Below are 18,243 nucleotides of genomic sequence, written 5' to 3'. Positions count from 1 at the left end.
CGGCCTGACACTTACTCAATTCAATCCAAGGGAAACCCAATGAACAAACACCTGCATAAAACCATCTTCAATAAAAGGCGCGGCTGCATGATGGCCGTAGCCGAAAACGCCACCCGCGAAGGCAAATCCGCTCAAGACAGCGGCACGCCAAGCCCGGGCGCGGCCGGCTTGCCGAACACCCTTTCTGCCGGCATGCCGATGCTGGCCGGCTGTTTGGTTTTATGCAGCGGCATCGGCTTTGCCCAAGCGCAGATTGTGGCCGATAAAACCGCGCCGGCCAACCAACGGGCAACGGTGTTGAAACACAGCAGCGGCGCACCGATGGTCAATATTCAAACCCCGACAGCAAAAGGCCTCAGCCATAACCGCTACACCCAGTTTGATGTCGATGCCAAAGGGGCGGTGTTAAACAACCACCGCGGCAGCAATCCGCATTTGGCCAAAGGCTCGGCCAAAGTGATTTTGAATGAAATCCGCAGCACTTCGCCCAGCAAGCTGGCCGGCATCATCAGCGTAGAGGGCGCGAAAGCAGATATCATCGTGGCCAACCCGGCAGGCATTCAAGTGAACGGCGGCGGCTTCAAAAATGCACACCGGGCAGTATTGACCACGGGCGCGCCGCTGATTAAGGATGGCGCATTGCAAAAGCTCGACATCCGCCGGGGTGCGGTAAGCGTCGGTGCGGGCGGCTGGGCCGATGCCGGCAGCGGCGGTGCCGATTACACCGAAATTCTCAGCCGTTCGGCGCTGATACAGGGCAAGCTTCAGGCCAACCGACTGACCGTTGCTACCGGGGCGCAAAACATTGATTATGCCGGCGGGGAAATCACCAACGGCACGGCAGACGGCGCCAAACCTGCTGTTGCCATCGATACCGCCGCATTGGGCAGCATGTATGCCGGCAGTATTACCCTGATTGCCAATGAAAAAGGCATCGGCGTGAAAAATGCCGGCACCTTGCAGGCAGGCCGCCAGCTGGTGCTGACAGCCGCAGGCAAAGTGGAAAACACGGGCACAATCCGCACCACCGCGGTTTCAACAGAAACAGCACCGACTTATTTAAGCATAAGCACCACCGATACCGCAGCCAACAGCGGCAACGGCGATATTGATGCCGCCGCCGGCAAAATCGAGAGCAAAGGCCTGATGGTGTTGGATGCCGGGCGCGATTTGGTGCTCAGCAATACCACCGTCAGCCAGAGCCACGTTCAGACGGCCTCAAGCATAATTCTCGATGCCGGCCGCCATCTGCACATCAATCAAAAAAGCAGCCTCACCAACAGCGGCAGCGGCAGCATCAGCGCAGCCGCAGGCGGCAACCTCACCGTTAACGATGCCAAACTGAACAGCAGCGGCCATATTTACACCACCGCCAAAGGCAGCAACCAACTGCAAAACAACAGCACACTGACCGCCAAACAAGACATCAGCGTTTTAGCCAACGACCGGGTAGCCGCCAACGCCGCCCATTTGGCCAGCAGCGCGGGCAGCATCCATCTCGAAGCCGCCAAGCCCGCATCACTGACCGCCAAGCCCGCGCCGGCTCATGTGCACATCAGCAGCGGCAGCCTCAGCGCCGCCAAAAACGTGGTAGCGCTGGCCGACAACGATATTCACGCCAACACCACCGTTAAAACCGCCGAAGCCGTTTACCTGCATGCCGGGCAAAACCTCAACCTTACCGTAGGCGCAGAGCTGCCCGCCGCCACCCAAAACGTGAACCTGAAAGCGGGCGCTAAAGCCATCATCAAAGCCACCGCTGTTAAAAACCTCAATGCCGCTAAAAATTTGAGCATTGAGGCAGGCAGCATTGCCGTGGATAAGGTGAATTTGAAAGCCACAGCGGGCAATCTTCAGCTGACGGCATTAAAAGGCGATATAAATTTAACAGGCGGCTTCCAAAACAGCCCGGGCAATACCGATTTCAAATTATTGGGCAAAACCAAATTGGCAGCAGGTAATCATATCGAAGTCAGCGCTTTAGCAGGCAATATTACCGCAGATGGACTAAAAGCAGAGGCCACAGCCGGGCATGTCAGCATGCTGGCAGAGGGCAATGTTCATCTCAATGCCCCGCCCGTGCATCTGGAAACCGTGAAAGAAGTTATAGAGGTTACAGAAATTTCCAAAGGGTTCTCCAGCCGCCACAAATCGCTCGGCACAAGCAAAAAAGAAACCTCCGTGTTGAAGAACGGCCTTCCGTCTGTCAAAGTGACACAACCACAAGTGAAGACAACAAACGCAGGGACAAAAACAACACAATCAACCACCACGTATGCCTATCAAGAAAGCAGCATTTCCAGCGAGCTTAAGGCCAAAGCCGGCGTTTATCTCGGTTCGGTCGGCAAAGGCCGTCTGAAAACCGACAACACCGACATCAACGCCGCCGCAGGCGATATCCGCCTGGTTTCCGGCGCAGAAATGACCATCGGCAACGGCAAGCAGCAAAACACCCTGCTCGCCCACACCATCGACGCCCAAAGCCGCAGCGGCGCCGTCAGCATCAACAACGCCCGCCTGAGCGCCAACCGCGGCGGGCTGAATATCGCCGCCAAACAAGATTTGACGCTGAATCAGGTAAACAGCACTTCTTCACACAACACCACCATCGCCGCCGAAGGCAAAATACACCTGAACCGCCTCAATGCCAACGCCGGGCGGCATATGGCCGTCAGCAGCCGCAACAACCAAATCCTGCAAAACGACAAACAAAGCACCGCCAACACCCTCAAAGCAGGCGGCATACTTTCCATCCACAGCGGCTGGTGGCATACCGCCAACAACAGCACCATGCAGGGCGGTGCCGTACATCTCAAATCCAACGGCAGCGGCCTATCGCTAACCGGCAGCACAACCGTAAAAGCATTAAGCGGCAACCTGCTTAAAAACGATGCCAAACTCAAAAGCCTCGACGGCGACATCAGCCTTGAAGCCAAAAGCGACATCAACATCCATGCCGGCCGCACCCTTGCCGCCGACGGCGACTTCAGCCTCAAAGCCGGCGGCAAGCTCAACCTTGCAGGCAAAGCCGGCAGCAAAGGCAACCCTACCGCCGTTACCTCCGCACTGAGCGCCAAAGGCAGCATGAAACTGATTGCCGGCGAAGCCGACATTCAGGCGGCCAAGATTGCCGCAGGGCGAGACTTGACCGTGGGCACCACCAAAGGCACACTGAATATCGATGCCGTGCGCAGCACCTTCAAAGACTACACCCCCACCCAAAAAGTAGCCGAATTGCGCCGCGACATCCGTGCGCTGGAGCAGCAAATCGAAGCGGTTAAAAAAGTCAACACCAAAGACAAACGCCTGGCCGCCTGGGATAACGAAAAAGGCCGTCTCGAATTCTATATTCAAGCCATCAACAAAACCGTTAAAGGTCACAAACCCAAAGGCCATGAATACAAACAGGCCACCCTCAGCGGCCAACACATCAACCTGATTTCCGCCCAAGGCATCGACATCAGCGGCTCCGACATACTGGCCGAGAAAAAACTCACCCTGCAAGCAGCAGGATTGCTGCCCAAAACAGAGGGGCAAACCCAAAGCGCCATCTTTGTCGACGGCGTAGCCGACAGCTACGAAATCGGCCTCGAGCGCTTCAAAAGCCATTACGACAAAGCCATTATCAACAAACCCTCACGCCTGCAGGGCAAACAAGGCATCAACATCGAAGCACCCGCCGCCCATGAAAACGCACGCATCATTATCGGCGCATCACAGCTCAACGCCCCCAACGGCCGCATCGACATCAAGGCCTACAGCGATGTATTGCTTGAAAGCGGCGAAAACGATGCCTACACCTTTCTCAAAACCAAGAGCAAAAGCGGCGGCATTATCCGCAAAAGCAAATTCACCCGCAACACCAACCACCTGATTATGCCCGCCCCCACCGAATTAAATGCCGGTGCCGGCATCAGCATCCAATCAGGCGGCGATATTGATGCCTACTCTACCCGTTTCAACGCCCCCAAAGGCAGCGTTACCCTCACCGCAGCAGAAGCGCTCAACCTGCTCGCCATAGAGGGCAAACACCTGCATAAGCGCGAAACCACCAAAAGCAGCCGCTTGATCGGCATCAAAATCAAAAACAAAGACTACAAACGCGAAGAGCTTACCGAAACCAAACTGCCGGTAAAAGTGATTGCCAAAGGCGTCAATACCCGCTCCGGTTGGGATACCGTGCTCGAAGGCACCGAATTCGAAACCGGGCTGGCCGGTGCAAACATTCAAGCAGGCGTAGGCCCCAAAGCCCGTGCCGATGCCCAAATCATCCTCAAAGGCATCGTTACCCGCGTTAACACCGAAGAAACCAGCAAATCCAACTCAACCGTTTGGCAGAGCATGGCCGGCAGCGGCAGCGTTACCGACACCCTTTCACTGCCCAAATTCGAAGGCCCCACCCCGCCCAAGTTCAGCGCGCCCGGCGGCTATATTGCCGACATCCCCAAAGGCAAACTCAAAACCGAAATCGAGAAACTCGCCAAACAGCCCGAATACGCCTACCTGAAACAATTACAGATGGCCAAAGACGTCAACTGGAACCAGGTACAGCTCGAATACCAAAAATGGGACTACAAACACGAAGGCCTCACCGGCGCCGGAGCGGCAATTATTGCGCTGGCGCTGGCCGCCGTTACCGGCGGGGCGGGCGCAGGTATCGCCTCCGCACTGAGCGGCACCGCCGTAACCGGCATATCGGCCACCATGGCCAATGCCGCCTTCCTGTCGCTGGCCACCCAAGCCTCAGTCAGCCTGGTCAACAACAAAGGCAACCTCGGTAAAACCTTCAAAGATCTGGGCAGAAGCAGCACCGTCAAAAAACTCGCTACCGCCGTTATCACCGCCGGCGTAGCCGATAAAATCGGCGCCTCTTCAGCACTGCAATGGAGCGACAGCGCCACCCTCAACAACCTCACTGTCAACCTGGCCAACGCCGGCAGCAGCGCCGTTATCAGCACCACCATCAACGGCGGCAGCCTGGGCGACAGTTTGGAAAGCGCCATCATAGCCGCACTGGTTCAGACGGCCCATGGTGCAGCCGCCAGCAAAATTAAAGGGCTGAATCAGCACTATGTTGCGCATAAGATTGCCCATGCAGTAGCGGGCTGTGCGGCGGCCGCTGCGAATAAGGATAAGTGTCAGGACGGTGCGATTGGCGCGGTAGTAGGGGAAATTGTTGGTGAGCATCTGACTAAAAATACCGATTTCAGCAGCATGACATTAGAGCAAGTAGAGCAAGAGACTAAGAAAATTACTGCCTATGCAAAACTTGTAGCCGGTACCACAGCAGGTATAGCCGGTGGGAATGTGAATGTAGCGGCTCAATCAGCACAAACAGCAGTAGAAAATAATGCTATTAAAGCGGTAGTTACTGGAGCAAAAATTGTTTATAAAGCCGCTAAGAAAGGGTTGCGAAATGGCAAAATCACAACCAAAGATTTAAAACAAACTTTAAAGGATGAGGGGTATGATTTAGCAGACAACCTGATTACATTGTCAGACGGAACATTGGATTGGAACGATGCAAGGGCAATCATTGATATAGTAGTGGGTACAGAGCTTAATAAAGCCAATAGAGGAGAGGCTGCTAAAAAGGTTAATGATTATTTAGCAAAAAATAAACCTTATATCCCTAATGTAGGCGGTGTTCCGAATATGAGCACATATATGAAACACAATCCTTTTGGTAAACAACTTTCTCAAATTTCAGAAAAGACAAAGTTTCAGTATCAAGGGCAGTCTGTTTATACCGTTCAGAAGAGCCAAGGACTATTAAAAACAGGTGATAGGTTTTATTTGGATGGACAACATAAAAATCATTTAGAGATTTTTGATAAAAATGGTAATTTTAGATTTGTTCTCGATATGAATGGTTCGGTAAATCAAACTAAAACCAAAGCAGCAATAGGTCGTAAATTAAACTTAAAATAGGAAATTTCCATGAAAACATTAAATGACGTAAAAAAAAGCTTGATTAATTTAGGATTTAATCAAGGGTTTGACTTAACAGATCCAAAAATATCAAAAGATATCGTTCATGAACAAGGACAAATGAGGTGGTTTAAAGATTACACATCGGAAGGGGATTGGGATAATGAATTCAAAGAAGATATAAACAATTTCTTGCACTATATGGATGAGTATCAAATTGCAATAAATGAAAACAATTTTAAAATCGCTAGTGATGCACTATGCATGGCTATGATTTATGCAGGCAATCTATCTCTTAATTTTGACGCTATAAAAACCGATATATCAACATTATTGAGAGCAGATTATAAAACGAACGATTTTCCCTGGCCACTGTTGAATAATGAATAAATTGAGCAGTGTGGAAAATCGTTGTCCACGCTGTTTAAACATTTTTCCTACTCTAACATCATCATAGCCACACTGGTTCAGACGGCCCATGGTGCAGCCGCCAGTAAAATCAAAGGGCTGGACAACAATTACATCGCCCACAAAGTCGCCCATGCCATGGCCGGCTGTGCAGCGGCGGCAGCAAATAAAGGCAAATGCCAAGATGGCGCGATTGGCGCCGCTGTGGGCGAAATTGTTGGCGAAAAATTACTGAACGGCCGAAATGTTAAAAACCTCAACCCTGAAGAATACAAACAAATCCTAGCCTACTCACGCCTGGTGGCAGGTACGGCAGCGGGCTTGGCCGGCGGAGATGTGAATGCGGCTGCGGATGCGGCTAAGGTGGCGGTGGAGAATAATGCTCTGTATCCTAAATGCATAGGCAGTCGTTGTGATGAAATCCAAAAAGACCAACAAGATTGGATTAATAAAAATCCAAAGGAATATGCAGAATATGTAATAACAGCGACAGGCGTCGTTTTGCCTATAGTAGGAGCAATCGATAGCATAAGACAAGCAGATACTGTTGCTGATTATCTTTTTGCATTGTCTGATTTCATTCCCGGCCTAAAAACAGGGAAACAGGCATATCAAACGGCAAAAGTTGCCAATGATTTAAGTGGCATGAAAAAAATCTTAGATGGTGTTATGGCCTCAGCAACTCAACATGGCTACATCAATCAAACCAAATATAATATGGCAAAAACGGAATTATCTGTAAGATCCCAAAAAGATTTGCAGCTTTTAAATCAAGTTCAAAAAGGTCAAGATAAAACCGGAAAAGTAACTGAACAATTATTTGATTCTTTAGCAAAGCAGAATAATTTTGCAGTTATTCGTGGTGGGAAATATGGTAATAACAATGGCTTTGACCATGTTTGGGTAGCCAAAGATGGTAGCGTGGTAATTCTCAGTGAAAGTAAACAAATCAAAAATGGTACGATTCAATTGAACGCAAAAGCCGCTGGCGGACATACACAAATGAGTGATGCTTGGGTTGATATGGTGGTGGACAAGCTTCCAATGAACGATCCCGCAAGGGCAGCCGTTCGAGAAGCCCGCCGAAATGGCAAGCTGAAATTGGCAATTACCGGTGTTGACCGCCAAACAGGGAAAGCCGTTATTTTGCCGATTCAGGTTCCTGCTAAAAATAAACTCCAACGATAAATAAATGGTAAAGAATATGACTACTATGAACATAATGTGTACTGATAAAGAATCATTTCAACATCTAACCCAAACTCTTACTGATATAAATCTAGCATTTAATAAAGAATGTTTAGATAATCTGTCGTATATTGATGAAAAAAAAGGCTCCCCTTTTGGTGCAATGAGAAATATATATAGTGATGTGTATGCGAAAACATCCTATAGCTATTTATTTGAAAAAAATGTTAAAAAATTTAAGCAACATGCCCATATTCTTTCCAAATTAGCCATTCTAAAGAGTGTAAGTTACTTTGATCCAGAACCGTTTTTTTTCCCGGCTGATATGATTAATATTGGAGAACCTATGTTTCCAATGATATTAAGTGACAGCCTAGAAATTAAAGATTTTTTGATACGGAATATTGATTTGATATCCAGTGATACAGAAGCTTTTCTCGATCGCTATGATTTAAACCGCCATATGATTTACAACACTTTGCTGATGTTGGGGGGTAAACAATTGGCTAGGTTGAAGCAACGGAGTCTGAATGTATTGGAGTATCCAAAGCCAACTAAATGGATGCTAAAAAGGATGAACGACTACCATTTTTATCTGGCCTTTGCAGAGCAAGATATTCCTGCCATGCAAGCAGCATTACAACCATTATTTACTCCAAAAAATGCACGAGCGGCAGCGAAAGAAACTTTAACGTATTTTGATTTTTATCTGCAACCTCAAATCGTAGTTTATGCAAAACTGGCATCTATGCACGGCTTTGATTTGGGAATAGACCATGAAATTGCACCGAAAGAATTAATTAACTATGCTCCTCTCGCAGAAGGAGACTATCGGGATATTTTTGATTTTATGAAGCAATACAATTTAAGCTGGCCTTATGAATTTTTGCACAATTGGATAGATTACTATACATTTAAAACTAATAAACTTAAATTCGGCAAACAAACATAGCACAGGCTTATTCAGCAGGCCTACTCTGCATAAATAGGGTGTATTTCGAAAGGAACACACACGGACTTTCCAAACATTCATCAATATAAAAATATTAACTCAAAGGCCGTCTGAAAATTAATTATTTCAGACGGCCTAAAATTAAAAACCGAAATCGAGAAACTCGCCAAACAGCCCGAGTATGCCTACCTGAAACAATTACAGATGGCCAAAGACGTCAACTGGAACCAGGTACAGCTCGAATACCAAAAATGGGACTACAAACACGAAGGCCTCACCGGCGCCGGAGCGGCAATTATTGCGCTGGCGCTGGCCGCCGTTACCGGCGGGGCGGGCGCAGGTATCGCCTCCGCACTGAGCGGCACCGCCGTAACCGGCATATCGGCCACCATGGCCAATGCCGCCTTCCTGTCGCTGGCCACCCAAGCCTCAGTCAGCCTGGTCAACAACAAAGGCAACCTAGGTAAAACCTTCAAAGATCTGGGCAGAAGCAGCACCGTCAAAAAACTCGCTACCGCCGTTATCACCGCCGGCGTAGCCGATAAAATCGGCGCCTCTTCAGCACTGCAATGGAGCGACAGCGCCACCCTCAACAACCTCACTGTCAACCTGGCCAACGCCGGCAGCAGCGCCGTTATCAGCACCGCCATCAACGGCGGCAGCCTGGGCGACAGTTTGGAAAGCGCCATCATAGCCGCACTGGTTCAGACGGCCCATGGTGCAGCCGCCAGCAAAATCAAAGGCCTGGACAACCACTACATCGCCCACAAAGTCGCCCATGCCATGGCCGGCTGTGCGGCAGCGGCAGCGAATAAGGGCAAATGCCAAGATGGCGCGATTGGCGCCGCTGTGGGTGAAATTGTTGGCGAAAAGTTACTGAACGGCCGAAATGTTAAAAACCTCAACCCTGAAGAATACAAACAAATCCTAGCCTACTCACGCCTGGTGGCAGGTACGGCAGCGGGCTTGGCCGGCGGGGATGTGAATGTGGCTGCTAACACGGCTAAAACTGCCTTAGAAAATAATCTTTTGGCTTTCAATCCTAAAAGTAATCCTAAAGCCAAAAAAAGATTTAATGATAAGGTGAAAAATGAACTGGATGGAAAATTTGAGCTTAAAGGTACCGGAAAATTTAACAACCAAGGTTATGAAATCATAACTCTTGTGCCGATTGGCAATGCCACAACAGCAAACTTAAATGCTAAACAATTAGCCTTCTATAATATGTTAAACAACATTATTCAAGACAAAACGGGTACTGCTCAAATTACCCTAGTCTACAACGATGGCTCAACAGCTGGCGGCTCTTGGATCACGGGGAGATTCGACGTAGGCGACATGGAAAAATTGGATGCTAACAAAATTGTATTGACGGGTAATGCTCTCATTGCTCATGAATTTAATGAGCAAATAGTTAAAGATAAATTTCATCTTATCCCTCTACAGGGAAAAGAAGATAAATACTATAATTTTGCTCATGAGCTAGCTGTAAAAAAAGAAATTAATATGATGAAAGATATTACTTCAATTGCAGATAATGCAAAAATTAATGGAGTCGAATATTCTAGAATTTACTACAATCACAGCAAAAAGCAAATGCTAGGTGTAAATATAGGAACATTTATGACAACACCAACAGGGTTAATGCACAATTTCGATCCTAAACAAACAATTATCAAACCTAATTCAAATGGAATGTATATTATCGAAACAGAAAATCAATTATTTGAATTTATTCCATAAAATTACAGGAAACTAACTATGAAAATTTTTTTAAGTTTATTTATATTTTTACTACTATCCTCTTGTTCATATAAAAGAGATATAAGATCTCAAGTTTATATAGATGATAAAGAGCAAGGTTTTAATGTTATAGAGAGAGATCCACAATTTAGTAAAAAAAACACATTTCCCAATGATAAATGGATAAGTTTAAGATCAGGGTTAATCATTTTGCCCAAAAATTCAAACTGTATACTTGAAGAAAGGAAGGATCCTAGATTTATAACATTTTCTAGAAAAATGTTTAAAGTAGATTGTTTTGAGTAAGTGTAAATATTATTTAGCAGATTTAGGTACGATTAGCAAGCGTAGCCTGCATGATTAGCTGTGTTCCTCAAGGAACACACACGGACTTTCCAAACATTCATCAATATTGAAAAATATTAAAGCCAAGGCCGTCTGAAAATTAATTATTTCAGACGGCCTAAAATTAAAAAACAAAATCGAGAAACTCGCCAAACAGCCCGAATACGCCTACCTGAAAGAATTACAGATGGCCAAAGACGTCAACTGGAACCAGGTACAGCTCGAATACCAAAAATGGGACTACAAACACGAAGGCCTTACCGGTGCCGGTGCTGCGATTATCGTTATTATTGTTACCATACTCACATACGGTGCCGGCACCGGCGCCGCAGCCGGTGCCACCGCGGCAACCACAACCATCAGTACCGCAGCCGCAATGAAAGCCGCAGCACTGACCAGCCTTTACAGCCAAACCGCCATCGCCGTTATCAACAACAAAGGCGATATCGGCAAAGCCCTGAAAGACCTTGGTCGCAGCAGCACAGCCAAGCAAGTCGTTACCGCAGCCGTTACCGCCGGCGTATTAAACGGTTTGGGCGATATTGCCGCCAATGCCGGCAACCAAGTAGCGGCCAACACCGGCTACGGTTGGGCGGGTACGTTTACCACCAACCTGATTAATTCAAGTGCCGCCGCCGCTACCCACACCGCCATCAACGGCGGCAGTCTGCAAGACAGTTTGGAAAATGCCATATTGAGTGCTTTGGTGCAAACCGGGCATGGTGCAGCGGCGAGCAAGATTAAAGCTTTGGACAACCACTACATCGCCCACAAAGTCGCCCATGCCATGGCCGGCTGTGCAGCAGCGGCAGCGAATAAGGGCAAATGCCAAGATGGCGCGATTGGCGCCGCTGTGGGCGAAATTGTTGGCGAGTATCTGACTAAAAATACTGATTTCAGCAATATGCCTTTAAAAGAAATCAACACTGAAAAAGCCAGAATTACTGCCTATGCAAAACTGGTAGCAGCTACAACCGTCGGCTTAGCAGGGGGAAATGTTGATGTTGCTGCCAATGCTGCACAAACGGCAGTAGAAAATAATGCACTTGAAACCATCTGGGACATAGGTAATTTATAGATTCGGCAATTTTAATTCTAAAAATCTTTTGTTAATTTCTTTTTAAAACAATTAGATTGATTTAAAAAATTCAGTTATTTAATTGCCGTTTCTATAGTTTAGAGCAAAGGCCGTCTGAAATTTTGTTTTCAGGCGGCCTTTGATGTACGGTAGCTTCACATTTTATAACCAAAATTTATTTTATTGATATAAATTTTTATTTTTGATAAGATTGGAAAAGAAAGCTATTTAGATAAATAACCGGGCTTTCTATTTATTGAAAGGGAAAATAATGCAGGTACAAAATTTTGTTTTAAGTGGTGTTACGGCTTTGGTGTTGGCCGCATGTGCTACTGAATCGTCGCGGGTATTGGAAACCGCGCAGGTTCGCAGTGCGGCAACGGCGGCTCAGTATCAAGGTATTCGCAGCCCGATTGCGGTGGGCAAGTTTGATAATCGTTCCGGCTTTCAGCAAGGTGTATTTTCTGATGGAGCAGATCGTTTGGGCAATCAGGCGAAAACGATTTTAATGACTTATTTGCAGCAAAGCGGCCGCTTTAATGTGCTTGACCGCACCAATATGCCGGAAATCAAGGCTGAAGCGGGGATTCGCGGTAGGGCTCAGGTGTTGAAGGGAGCGGATTATGTGATTACCGGAGACGTGACTGAGTTTGGCCGTAAAGAGGTGGGCGACCATCAATTGTTTGGCATTTTGGGGCGCGGTAAAACACAAGTGGCTTATGCCAAAGTCAGCCTGAATGTGGTAGATGTAACCACTTCTGAGGTGGTTTATTCTGCACAGGGGGCGGGTGAATTTAATTTGTCTAACCGTGAAATTATCGGCTTTGGCGGCACCGCCGGCTATGATTCGACCTTAAGCGCTAAGGTTCTCGATTTGGCTGTTCGTGAGGCGGTCAATACATTGGTGGATGGCGTGGACAAGGGGGCGTGGCGGCCTGTGAAGTAATGCTCATGAAAACTATTGGCTCCCTATTGCTGCATATAGGCTCTTTTCAGTCTACTTAATCAGCTTACTTTAGAATCAATATCAGAGGAAATAGGCGCCTTGTGTGCCTTTTTCATATATTTAATCAACAAGGGAAATGGATATGAAGGCTGTTTTTTTAGTGCCTTTGGTGTGCTTGACAGCGGCTTGCGGTACAGCGGCGCCGTCACTTTATTATTGGGATCAATACCCATCTGCAGTTTATCAGGGGATGCAGGGCAAACAAGCTGCTGATGCGCAAATTGCAACGCTGGAACAATATTTGAACAAGGCGGCAGCAAAAAATAAAACAGTAGCGCCGGGGGTGTATGCCCAATTGGGTATGCTGTATGTGGAAACCGGTCGGGCCGGGCTGGCGGAAAAAGCGTTTATTGAAGAGAAAACCCGATTTCCGGAATCTACCCGTTTTATGGATTTTTTATTGAAAAAACCTGTGGCCGCCGCTCAAGGGAGTTGATGATGAAAAAATATTGTATCGGGCTTACGGCGGTTGCATTGCTATTAGGCGGTTGCGCTACCCAAGCCCCTGCGCCTTATGATTATACGGCTTTCAAAGCCAGTAATCCGAAATCGATTTTGGTGTTGCCGCCGCTGAATGAATCACCGGATGTTAATGCGGTTAACGGAATGTTATCGCAAACTTCAATGCCGCTGGCGGAATCCGGCTATTATGTATTCCCGGTTGCGTTGGTGCAGCAGACTTTCCGCCAAAACGGTTTGGATAGCCCGGCTGATATCCATGCGGTGAAGCTCGAAAAGCTGCATGATATTTTTGGTGCCGATGCAGTGCTGTATTTAAAAGTAAAGCATTACGGCACCAGCTATCAGGTATTGGTGAGCGACACGCGTGTAACGGCTGAAGCGGTATTACTGGATGCACGTACCGGCGCGAAGCTTTGGAGTGGCACGGCAACAGCTTCCAGCGCAGAAAATCAGGGCAATCAGGGTTTATTGGTGATGTTGGTGCAAGCAGCTATCCAGCAGATTGCCAGCAATTTAAGCGATAAAAGCCATGATATTGCAGGCATTACCAGCCAACGTTTGCTGGCTGCAGGTCGTATGAATGGCATGCTGTATGGCCCACGCTCACCTCATTACCGACAAAGAGAGGCAGTAGAATAACCGATAATCGGCTAAATTGACAAAAACATAGCGCCGCCATGTATGCCATGGCGGCGCTATGTTTTTGTCAATTATTAGGTTACCGCCTTTAGAAACCTAACCCAACCTATACCTTCCGACTGCACTGCCCTGCTTGACAACAATAGCAAGATAAAAAAAGAGCCTGCATTGCAGGCTCTTTTTCAAGACTAATCATGAGATTAGAATTTGTGACGCAGACCAACCATACCGGCAGTGTTTTGCACTTTGCTGTCGCCTTTACCGGCTTTCAACCAACCGGCTGAAACCAGAGCGCTGGTACGTTTAGAGAAGTCGTAGTCAGCACCGATGACAACTTGGTTGTATTCAAGGTCAAGTTTTTCGCCAGCCATTTTCGGTTTGAAGCCGTGAGCGTAAGAGATACGCGGAGTGATGTTACCAAAACGGTAAGCGGCAGTAGCAGCAGCTTCAATGGTTTTGATACCGTTATCATCAGCACTCCAAGGAGTGACGTCACCATCTACAACAGTACCTGCAGGTACGTAGCCATAAGCACCGTTAGACAATGCATCGGCGTAAGAACCTAAAGTATCCCAACCGCTAGTGTATTGAGCACCCAAGGCTACAAACAAGTTGTTGGCATCATAACCGGCTTGCAATTGGTGAGCGTAACCATCTTTGGTTTCGCCGTTGGTACCAGATACATAGTTGTTGTTTTTGAAACCGAAACCGTATTGAGCAAACCAGCCGGCATTTTCATAGTTCAAACCAGCGTAGTAAGCATCACGTGACGGATCTTCGTGAGTGTATTTATCAGTAGGATTAGCGTTGTCACGCGGGGTGTATTGAACGTTACCGCTGAAGCCAGCCCAAACCGGGGTGTCGTAACGAACTGAAGTTACACGCTCACCGGTACGGGTAAATACGCCCAAGCCCAGCGCGTTGTTGCTGTATTCCCACGGATCAATCGCATCCATGTTTTTCAGTTGGGTTTCCAGTTTACCGGCACGGATTTTACCGAAACCGCCTTCCAAACCGATGAATGACTCACGACCGGCCCAAGAACCGCCGCCAGCAACATTTACATTGTTTTCAACTTGCCAAATAGCGTTCAGGTTATTACCCAGATGCTCGTGGCCTTTGAAACCGATGCGTGAACCGAAGTCAGCGATCTCGGTAGCAGTTTTAGATTTATCATCACCAATTTTAACTTGAGAAACCTCTACACCGGCTTTGATTTGGCCGTACAGGATTACGTCAGCAGAAGCTGCAACCGGCAGAGCCGCCAGGGTCAAAGCAATCAGAGTTTTTTTCATTGCTGTATTCCTTTTCTATGTTTAAGAAAACAAACTTAAATGGGGGTATATGAAATCCATCCAAGCTTTTGCATTCATCGCAGCGTTAGCGATTTCATGTCTGCTAATATAATTGCTTCGTTGTAAAAAAACAAACTTTATCGGCTTTTGATGTGGGCATTTACGTTGAAAAGTGTGTGATTTAGCCCACACAAAAATTTAAATCATTTTAAAATCATAATGATAAAAAAACAAATTCTCTTATTTGCAGGTTTACAACACATTGAGACTTTTGTTGCTTTTTGGCACACAAAAAGCCTGCCCGAGGCGGCTTGGCGGGCTTGCGGGCAAGTTTCTTTTGCTACCGATGTGATGAAAAGGCATGATGAAAATTGGAGAATACTGACAGGCGTGGTCATGTTGCGCCGTTTTTTTTGAGATCGGGATTGTGAAGCTCGTATCAAGCAGGCTTACATCCATACCCACATCAGTATAGATAGCTCCGCAGATTTGAACATTATCTGTGATATAAAACCTTAAATAGCCGTCAAACCGAATCATCAACGAAGCGGCGATCTAGTGATCTAGGACACCCTAGGGTGTCCTGACCATTCAAAATGACTCAGATTTTTTATGAGAAAAGTACAGATGCCAGGCAAAAAACGCAGCAAGACTGGGCATCTTGCGAGGCTTTTTAACGCAGCAGATGTGCTTTTAGCGCAAATAAAGATGATGATATATGAATTGCCATGGCACCCTAGAAACCATACACCCGCAGATCAAGGTGGGGCGCTGAAGTAAAATGCTTCGAGCTTGACGGCCATCTCAACTGCTTATACTTATACTCCAGCTACGGTCATTTCGCCAACCAACACTGAGCCGACTTTGTGCGCAGACCGTTTCAGCGCATCGTCGGCCACGCCGGTGATGTTGCGATACATGTCTTGCAAACGGCCGGCAATGGTGATTTCTTGCACGGGGTAGGCAATGGTGCCGTTTTCCACCCAAAAGCCGGCGGCACCGCGTGAGTAGTCGCCGGTCAGCATATTGACCCCCTGCCCCATTAATTCGGTAATCAACAGGCCGCTACCCATTTGTTTCAATAAGTCTGCCCGGTCGGCGCAGGTATGGTTGAGGTGCAGGTTGTGCGCGCCGCCTGCATTGGCGGTGGTTTGCATACCGAGCTTGCGGGCACTATAGCTGCTGAGAAAATAGCCTTGTACAACACCGTTTTCAATCACGAAACGCGGGCGGGTGGCTACACCTTCGGCATCAAACCAAGTGCTGCCGAGTGCGCGGGGAATATGCGGTTCTTCACGCAGATGCAGAAAATCGGGCAAGATTTGTGTGCCGATGCTGTCGGTCAGAAAGCTGCTTTGGCGGTAAAGGGCGCCGCCACTGAGGCCGCCGACCAAATGGCCGATTAACCCGCCGGCCACGGTGGCATCAAACAATACCGGGTAATTGCCGGTGGGCAGACTGCGGCCGCCGAGGCGGCTGACGGTGCGTTCTGCGGCGGTGCGGCCGATGGTTTCGGGGCTGTCCAAATCATCGCGGCTGCGGGCGAGGTCATACCAATAATCGCGCTGCATGCCTTGCTTGTCGGCGGCCACCACGCTGCATGATATGCTGTGGCGGCTGCCTTGTGCGTGGTGCATAAAGCCGTGGCTGTTACCATATACGTATTGATAGTGCCCGGTTTGCACGCCGGCACCTTCTGAATTTTCAATGCGCCGGTCAAAATCCAGTGCGGCCTGTTCGCATTGCTGTGCCAGCGCTACGGCGGCTTCGGTAGGCAGACTCCATTCGTGATAGCTGTCGGTATCGCCGAATTCGGCCGCCATCAGAGCCGCATCGGCCAACCCGGCGCAATCATCTTCGGCGGTATATCGGGCGATATCGATGGCGGCGCGCACGGTGTCTTGCAGCGCTTTGGCAGAAAAATCAGCGGTGCTGGCTCGGCCTTTACGCTGCCCGACATACACGGTGATGTCGAGTGATTTGTCTTGCTGGTATTCGATTTGCTCGATGTCGCCCAAGCGCACATTCACGCTTTGCCCCAGCGATTCGCTCAAATCGGCTTCGGCAGCGGTGGCACCGTGTTGTTTGGCCAAGGCGAGCGCCTGCCCGCATAAATCAATCAGTTCGTTTTCATTATGATTAAACATGGGTTTTCCGGTTAGAATTTGCTGCTTATTTTAACTGTTTTCAGACGGCATCGGTAAAAATGTGGCTATCGGCAAGATTGCGCGGCGGGCGGTTGTGCTAAAATAAATACCATTATTGAATGAGATATTGATATGAGCGACAAGCAACCAGAGTGGGTAAGCAAAACCCAAATCAAAAAGCAGATGAATGATTTGCAAAGCTTGGGCGTGCAGCTGACCCGTCTTTCTGCCGACACGCTGAAAAAAATCGGCCTGCCGGAAGACTTGCTCGATGCCTTGCTGATGCACAAAAAAATCACCTCCAACAGCGCCCTCAAACGCCAAACCCAATATATCGGCCGCCTGATGCGCGATGTGGATCCGGCGCCGATTGAGGCTTATCTGGCCAAACTGCGGGGCGACAACGCGGCACACAACGCCATGCTGCAACGCATCGAGCAAACCCGCGAACGGCTGCTGGCCGGTGATGATGCACTCACTGCTTTTATCGCCGACTACCCCAATGCCGATGTAGCCAAACTGCGTACGCTGGTGCGCAACACCCGCAAAGAGCAGGAGCTGAACAAACCGCCGAAAAATTTTCGGGCGCTGTTTCAGGAAATCAAATTGGTGATGGCCGGCGACAGTGAAGCGGTGCAAGCCAATGATTATGATGCCGATGAAAATTGATTCTGCCGCCACCTATATATAAGGCCGTCTGAACAAACAGACGGCCTTTGCTTTTTCAGCAAGTTGGGAAAAACGGCTCAATGGTATTGTTCCATCAACCACAGCGCGCCCAAAGTGAGCAGCGATGCGATGCCGATCCAAACAATCAGATTCAAGAAAAATACAGACATAACATCCTCCGTGTTGTTACGCCGCCGTGTATCAGCGGTTGTGGTTTGGTTATATTTTCATGCTGCGCCTGCAACAGCGCCCAAACCGCCCGGCTTTATAGATGCAACAGGTCGGTTTGTGTGTTGACTATAACAACAAGCCAACGATGCGGCATCATGGTTTACCTGATTTTCCACTGTGAAAAATGCAATAATTATCAACAACTAATG

At 48.2% G+C, this 18,243-nt stretch carries 11 protein-coding genes and 2 pseudogenes; 11 read left to right on the top strand and 2 right to left on the bottom strand.

Going from position 1 to position 18,243, the window contains the following annotated elements:
• The first annotated feature begins 39 nt into the window (after positions 1 to 39).
• The 10 genes and pseudogenes from LVJ83_RS13630 to LVJ83_RS03065 all read left to right on the top strand — a co-directional run bounded on the left by LVJ83_RS13630 (position 40) and on the right by LVJ83_RS03065 (position 13,752).
• A complete protein-coding gene (locus LVJ83_RS13630) occupies positions 40 to 5,931 on the top strand; it encodes a two-partner secretion domain-containing protein (RefSeq protein WP_425316016.1) in 5,892 nt (1,963 codons plus the stop codon).
• Between the two features lie 9 nt (positions 5,932 to 5,940).
• A complete protein-coding gene (locus LVJ83_RS03105; RefSeq protein WP_244786211.1) occupies positions 5,941 to 6,321 on the top strand; it encodes a DUF6853 family protein in 381 nt (126 codons plus the stop codon).
• Positions 6,322 to 6,381: 60 nt separating this feature from the next.
• Positions 6,382 to 7,527: pseudogene (locus LVJ83_RS03100) on the top strand (VENN motif pre-toxin domain-containing protein); the annotation flags it as partial.
• 25 nt (positions 7,528 to 7,552) lie between these two features.
• Entirely contained in the window at positions 7,553 to 8,479 is a 927-nt protein-coding gene (locus LVJ83_RS03095) for an Imm49 family immunity protein (protein WP_244787626.1), read from the top strand.
• A 204-nt stretch (positions 8,480 to 8,683) separates the two neighbouring features.
• Positions 8,684 to 10,222: a DUF637 domain-containing protein gene (locus tag LVJ83_RS03090; protein ID WP_244786207.1), complete on the top strand. Its 1,539-nt coding sequence runs from the start codon at positions 8,684 to 8,686 to the stop codon at positions 10,220 to 10,222.
• A gap of 18 nt (positions 10,223 to 10,240) precedes the next feature.
• Complete coding sequence (locus LVJ83_RS03085) at positions 10,241 to 10,528, top strand: hypothetical protein (protein WP_244784648.1); 288 nt, start codon at positions 10,241 to 10,243, stop codon at positions 10,526 to 10,528.
• A gap of 163 nt (positions 10,529 to 10,691) precedes the next feature.
• Positions 10,692 to 11,624, top strand: a pseudogene (locus LVJ83_RS03080) (DUF637 domain-containing protein); the annotation flags it as partial.
• 292 nt (positions 11,625 to 11,916) lie between these two features.
• Positions 11,917 to 12,591: a CsgG/HfaB family protein gene (locus LVJ83_RS03075; RefSeq protein ID WP_244786205.1), complete on the top strand. Its 675-nt coding sequence runs from the start codon at positions 11,917 to 11,919 to the stop codon at positions 12,589 to 12,591.
• 142 nt (positions 12,592 to 12,733) lie between these two features.
• Entirely contained in the window at positions 12,734 to 13,087 is a 354-nt protein-coding gene (locus tag LVJ83_RS03070) for a DUF4810 domain-containing protein (RefSeq protein WP_244786203.1), read from the top strand.
• A gap of 2 nt (positions 13,088 to 13,089) precedes the next feature.
• Positions 13,090 to 13,752: a DUF799 domain-containing protein gene (locus tag LVJ83_RS03065; protein WP_244787624.1), complete on the top strand. Its 663-nt coding sequence runs from the start codon at positions 13,090 to 13,092 to the stop codon at positions 13,750 to 13,752.
• A 200-nt stretch (positions 13,753 to 13,952) separates the two neighbouring features.
• Here the strand turns inward: LVJ83_RS03065 and porB are convergent, their stop codons facing one another.
• Together porB and pmbA are read right to left on the bottom strand one after the other, a co-directional pair.
• A complete protein-coding gene (gene porB, locus LVJ83_RS03060) occupies positions 13,953 to 15,047 on the bottom strand; it encodes a trimeric porin PorB (RefSeq protein ID WP_244786201.1) in 1,095 nt (364 codons plus the stop codon).
• An 818-nt stretch (positions 15,048 to 15,865) separates the two neighbouring features.
• Positions 15,866 to 17,194 (bottom strand): metalloprotease PmbA, encoded by a 1,329-nt coding sequence (gene pmbA / locus LVJ83_RS03055; RefSeq protein WP_244786199.1) that lies wholly within the window; start codon positions 17,192 to 17,194, stop codon positions 15,866 to 15,868.
• Between the two features lie 132 nt (positions 17,195 to 17,326).
• Between pmbA and yjgA the strand changes: the two genes are divergently transcribed.
• A complete protein-coding gene (gene yjgA, locus LVJ83_RS03050) occupies positions 17,327 to 17,863 on the top strand; it encodes a ribosome biogenesis factor YjgA (RefSeq protein WP_244786197.1) in 537 nt (178 codons plus the stop codon).
• Positions 17,864 to 18,243 lie beyond the last annotated feature (380 nt).

The organism is Uruburuella testudinis (genome assembly GCF_022870865.1).
GTDB lineage: Bacteria > Pseudomonadota > Gammaproteobacteria > Burkholderiales > Neisseriaceae > Neisseria > Neisseria testudinis.
Note: the sequence above shows the minus strand (reverse complement) of the source record. Positions and strands in the feature narration are given on the sequence as shown.

Coding starts and splice junctions, on each gene's coding strand:
- LVJ83_RS03085 (WP_244784648.1), top strand. CDS start 10,241: ATGAAAATTTTTTTAAGTTTATTTATATTTTTACTACTATCCTCTTGT.
- yjgA (WP_244786197.1), top strand. CDS start 17,327: ATGAGCGACAAGCAACCAGAGTGGGTAAGCAAAACCCAAATCAAAAAG.
- LVJ83_RS03105 (WP_244786211.1), top strand. CDS start 5,941: ATGAAAACATTAAATGACGTAAAAAAAAGCTTGATTAATTTAGGATTT.
- LVJ83_RS13630 (WP_425316016.1), top strand. CDS start 40: ATGAACAAACACCTGCATAAAACCATCTTCAATAAAAGGCGCGGCTGC.
- porB (WP_244786201.1), bottom strand. CDS start 15,047: ATGAAAAAAACTCTGATTGCTTTGACCCTGGCGGCTCTGCCGGTTGCA.
- pmbA (WP_244786199.1), bottom strand. CDS start 17,194: ATGTTTAATCATAATGAAAACGAACTGATTGATTTATGCGGGCAGGCG.
- LVJ83_RS03090 (WP_244786207.1), top strand. CDS start 8,684: ATGGCCAAAGACGTCAACTGGAACCAGGTACAGCTCGAATACCAAAAA.
- LVJ83_RS03075 (WP_244786205.1), top strand. CDS start 11,917: ATGCAGGTACAAAATTTTGTTTTAAGTGGTGTTACGGCTTTGGTGTTG.
- LVJ83_RS03095 (WP_244787626.1), top strand. CDS start 7,553: ATGAACATAATGTGTACTGATAAAGAATCATTTCAACATCTAACCCAA.
- LVJ83_RS03065 (WP_244787624.1), top strand. CDS start 13,090: ATGAAAAAATATTGTATCGGGCTTACGGCGGTTGCATTGCTATTAGGC.
- LVJ83_RS03070 (WP_244786203.1), top strand. CDS start 12,734: ATGAAGGCTGTTTTTTTAGTGCCTTTGGTGTGCTTGACAGCGGCTTGC.